The 4,174-nt window shown below is 64.8% G+C and carries 6 protein-coding genes and 1 pseudogene; 1 reads left to right on the top strand and 6 read right to left on the bottom strand.

Annotated elements, in window-relative coordinates:
* The 5 genes from KBT70_RS01950 to phnG all read right to left on the bottom strand — a co-directional run.
* Nucleotides 1-585, bottom strand: a 585-nt coding sequence (locus KBT70_RS01950) for an HAD family phosphatase (protein WP_296628143.1), incomplete at its 3' end; no start/stop codon positions are given.
* Entirely contained in the window at nt 582-839 is a 258-nt protein-coding gene (locus KBT70_RS01945) for a hypothetical protein (RefSeq protein ID WP_296628140.1), read from the bottom strand. The genes KBT70_RS01945 and KBT70_RS01950, both read right to left, overlap by 4 nt.
* A complete protein-coding gene (locus KBT70_RS01940) occupies nt 836-1,924 on the bottom strand; it encodes a carbon-phosphorus lyase complex subunit PhnI (protein WP_296628138.1) in 1,089 nt (362 codons plus the stop codon). Before KBT70_RS01940 ends, KBT70_RS01945 begins: the two co-directional genes overlap by 4 nt.
* On the bottom strand, nt 1,925-2,494 hold the full coding sequence (phnH, locus tag KBT70_RS01935; RefSeq protein ID WP_296628136.1) for a phosphonate C-P lyase system protein PhnH: 570 nt from the start codon (nt 2,492-2,494) through the stop codon (nt 1,925-1,927). It abuts the gene before it with no gap.
* Nucleotides 2,494-2,937 carry a phosphonate C-P lyase system protein PhnG gene (gene phnG, locus KBT70_RS01930; RefSeq protein WP_296628134.1) on the bottom strand — a complete coding sequence of 148 codons (444 nt, stop codon included), beginning with the start codon at nt 2,935-2,937 and terminating at the stop codon, nt 2,494-2,496. The genes phnH and phnG overlap by 1 nt, the downstream gene beginning before the upstream one ends.
* A 114-nt stretch (nt 2,938-3,051) precedes the next feature.
* Between phnG and phnF the strand changes: the two genes are divergently transcribed.
* Nucleotides 3,052-3,771: a phosphonate metabolism transcriptional regulator PhnF gene (phnF, locus tag KBT70_RS01925; RefSeq protein ID WP_296628132.1), complete on the top strand. Its 720-nt coding sequence runs from the start codon at nt 3,052-3,054 to the stop codon at nt 3,769-3,771.
* Nucleotides 3,772-3,895: 124 nt separating this feature from the next.
* Here the strand turns inward: phnF and KBT70_RS01920 are convergent.
* Nucleotides 3,896-4,174 (bottom strand): annotated as a pseudogene (locus KBT70_RS01920) (chloramphenicol acetyltransferase); the annotation flags it as partial.

Genomic DNA, 4,174 nt, shown 5'->3' with positions numbered 1-4,174 from the left:
GCGCAGGTCGGCGTGCAGGCCCTCGGGCCCGGTGAAGTGATGCGCCTGCCAGCCTGCGGCGCGGGCCCCGACCACATTGTCGGCGCTGTCGTCGATGAAATAACACGCCTCGGGTGCGGCATTGGCGCGGGCGCAGAGGAGATCGAAAATCTCACGGTCGGGTTTGACCATGCGCTCGTGCCCCGACACGACGATGCCCTCGAACAGCGCGGTCAGTTGGGGATGCAGGTCCAGCGCCTGCGGCCATGTGTCGGCCGAGAAATTCGTGAGCGCCCAGAGGCGGTGGCCGCTATCCTTGAGCGCGGCGGCAATGTCCCATGACCCTTGGATGCGGTTCTGGATGGTCAGGCCGAAGCGGTCGAAATAGCCGTTCATGAGCACTGCATGATGTGGCCAGTGGGCGGCAATCGCTGCCACCGCCTCGGCCCGGCTGCGGCCCCGGTCCTGTTCATAATTCCAGTCGTAGAATTCGACCTCTGTCAGCAGCGCGTCAATCTCGGCGTCGCTGCCGATGGCATGACGAAAGGCCGCCTGCGGGTCCCAGCGCAAGAGAACATTGCCGATGTCAAAGATGATGAGGGTCATGGCTGGACCTCACCGTCTTGCCAAGCAAATGGGGAAACGGCTATGTCGTTGCCATGAGTATGATTTCCCTGTTTCGATACAATTACTTTCGCCACGGCGGGGAGCTTGCGGAATTCGCTTGGATCATTCCGATCCTGATTGGCATTCTTCTGTTTATCATCCGCAAACAGCTTTTTCCCGGTCTCTACCGGCAAGATGACGACACACCGCCCAAAGGCTGACGCGCCCAAGTTCATCGTTCCATAAATACTCATTCCGCCGCCTCCCGGTGGGCTGCGCCCTCGGCCTCGCGGCGGAGTTTGCGCACCAGTTCCAATTCGGACTGGAAATCGACGTAATGCGGCAGCTTGATATGTTCGAGAAAGCCCGTCGCCTGAATGTTGTCGGCATGCATGAGGACGAATTCCTCGTCCTGTGCAGGTGCGCCTTGGTCCTCTTCGCCCAGTTCCCGCCAGCGCAGCGCGCGGTCCACGAGCGCCATGGCGATGGCCTTGCGCTCGGTCTGGCCAAAGACCAGCCCATAGCCACGGGTGAATTGCGGAGGCTCGGTTTTTGAGCCTTTGAATTGGTTCACGGTCTCACATTCGGTGAGGGTGATTTCGCCCAACTCAATCGCAAAACCCAGTTCGGGGATGTCCATTTCCACCGCCACCGCGCCGATGCGTAATTCCCCTACAAAGGCGTGGTTGCGGGCATAGCCGCGCTGGGTGGAATAGGCGAGCGAGAGGATGAACCCCTCATCGCCGCGCGTGAGCGCCTGAAGCCGCAGCGCGCGGGAGGCCGGCAATTGCATCGGTTCGCGGGTGAGGTCGGGGGGCGTGGTATCGCTTGGGTTTTCTTGCTGGATAAGCCCCTCGCGGTCGAGATAGCCCATGATATGCGGCGTGGGGCCGGGGGTGGGCGTGGCTGTGGGGGCCGCAGGCGTCTCGCCTTCGGCCGCCAGTTTGAAATCCAAGAGGCGGTGGGTGTAGTCAAAGGTCGGGCCAAGCACCTGACCGCCCGGCGCATCCTTGAACGTGGCCGAGATGCGCCGGTCACAGCGCATGGCGGCGGTCTCTACCGGATGTGACGCGCCAAAGCGGGGCAGGGTGGTGCGATAGGCGCGAATGAGAAAGATCGCCTCGATCAGATCGCCGCGCGCCTGTTTGATGGCGAGCGCGGCGAGGTCTGGATCGTAGAGCGAGCCTTCGGCCATGACGCGGTTGACGGCGAGGCTGAGCTGTTCGCGGATTTGCGCCACGGTTAATTCGGCGATGGTGGTATCGCCGCGCCGTTCCTCAGCGAGCCAGGCATGGGCGTTGTCGATGGCGCGTTCGCCGCCTTTGACTGCGACATACATCTAGTGGCCCTCCACGCGGGTTGAGCGCGGCAGGGCCGCAAGGTAATCGCCAGAGGTGAAGAGGAAATCGAGCCCCAAGGGATAGAGCGCCGCGTTGTGCTGAAAGGCGGTGCTCTCGGGCAGCGAGAGGGCGGCGGTGGTTTCAATCCCCGGTCCGGCGAGGCGCGCGCCGGTTTGCGTGAGCGCGGGCATCTCGACAATCAGGGTGGTCGAGCGGTCAGGGTATTCGGCGCTGCCGATGGGATAGTCGGTGAGGGGCAAGAGCGCCTGCCACGACCCGAGCGCAAAGCTGGCGCGGGCGCGGTCCACCAGCGGCGCGCCGGTGTGAAAGGTGATCCAGTTGCGCACCATTGGGGTATCGCTTGCCCCCGCCAGATGCACTGGCGTTTCGGGATCACAAAGGGTGAGGATCACAGCACCGGCGGCGTTTGAGAGCGGTGCGGGGGGCAGAGCGCCCATGATCCGTTCGATGGTGCCGGGGCGGGCCATGGCGCGCATCACCGCGCGAAACGCCTCGGCGGCTTGGGTCGGGGCGTTGGTAAAACCGCCGGTCAGGGCCTCGGTCTGCATCAATCCTCTCCTCGGACAAGGGTGAAGAAATCGACCTTGGTCGCCGCCGCGCGGGCGGCGCGGGTCTGGCGGCGGGTGGTCTCGGCCTCGGTCAAGGGTGTGAGGATTTGGGCGCGGATCATCGCGGCCTCGGCCCCCTGCATCAGCGCGTCAATCAAGGCGGCCTGCGTGGCGTGCCGTTTGTCGCGGCCCTGCACATAGCCGTGACCGACGCGGCCATCGCCCAGTTGCAGCGCGCAACGGGTGACGGTCATTTCGCCAAGGTTGAAGGCGGCTCCGGTGGCCCCCGCGCGGCCCCGCACCATGACGCCACCTACCTCGGGTGCACGCAAGTAAGCGTGGTCGGGGGTCAGCCCGCTCTCGGACCAGAGGCGATGCACCTCTGCGGCGGGGGCGCGCGCCAAGAGGCCCATCCAGCCTTTGCGCTCGGTTTCTTTGCTCATGCGGACACCTTGCTGGACATCTTGCGAAGTTGTCGAGATTACTATACAACTAGACAAATCTATACGCGAAACCCCGGCCCCTAGCAAGGCCGCAACAGGTGAAACTTCTGTGACATGAGCCGAGAAAAACCTGACGCGCTCTGGCGGGCGATCCATGACAGCTTGAGCGGCGATATCGCGGCGGGGCGCTATGGGCCTGGCGACAAGCTGCCGACCGAGGCGGCGCTGGCGGGGCGTTTCGGCGTCAATCGCCATACAGTGCGCCGCGCGCTCGGTGCATTGGCCGAGGCGGGGATGATCTTTAGCCGGCGCGGGGCGGGGGTGTTCGTGGCGCATCGCCCGACCGAATATCCGATTGGCAGACGGGTGCGGTTTCACCGCAATTTGCAGGCTGCCGGGCGGTTGCCGACCAAGGAAATTCTGGCGTTGGAAACCCGCAGCGCCGATGCCGCCGAGGCCGAGGCGCTGGGCCTGCCGCCCGGCGGTGCGGTGCATGTCTGTGACGGGCTGTCGCTGGCGGACGGCGTGCCCGTGGCACTCTTTCGCAGCACCTTTCCGGCGGCGCGGTTTCCCGGCCTGCCCGAGGCGCTGGGGCGGCTGAGATCGGTGACGGCGGCGCTGGCCGAACAGGGGGTGGCGGATTTCACCCGCGCCTCGACCCGGCTCAACGCGAAACTGGCAAGCCCGATGCAGGCGGGGCATCTGGCGCTCAGCCCCGGCGCGCCGATCCTGCGTACCATAGCGGTCAATGTGGACCCCGAGGGGCGGCCCATCGAATATGGCCGCACCTGGTTTGCCGGGGATCGGATCACGCTGACGCTGGCGGATTTGTAAAAAAGCGCGACTTGTCACGGCGCTGTCATCTGCCGCGCCTATCAGCAGGGCCATTCCACCTGCCTCTTTCATCCCGCGATTTCAGCATCCCAAGGCGGCCTCGCAAGGCCGCCTTTTTTCGTGCTCAACCGCCGTGCTTTTCGAGGAATGCCTCGGCATTCAGGCTGCGGAAATCATCCAAGGTTTCCCGCAGGCGGGCGTGATCCCAATCCCACCATGCAAGCGCCATCATGCGCTCTGCCACGGCAGGGGCGAGGCGCGGGCGCAGCGGTTGGGCGGGCACGCCCGCGACGATCGTATAGGGGGCCACGTCATGCGTGACCACGGCGCCCGCAGCAATCACCGCGCCATGGCCCACGGTGATTTCGGGCTTTACCTGCGCATTATGGCCAATCCATGTGTC

It is taken from the genome of Roseovarius sp., from assembly GCF_018066915.1.
GTDB lineage: Bacteria > Pseudomonadota > Alphaproteobacteria > Rhodobacterales > Rhodobacteraceae > Roseovarius.
Note: the sequence above shows the minus strand (reverse complement) of the source record. Positions and strands in the feature narration are given on the sequence as shown.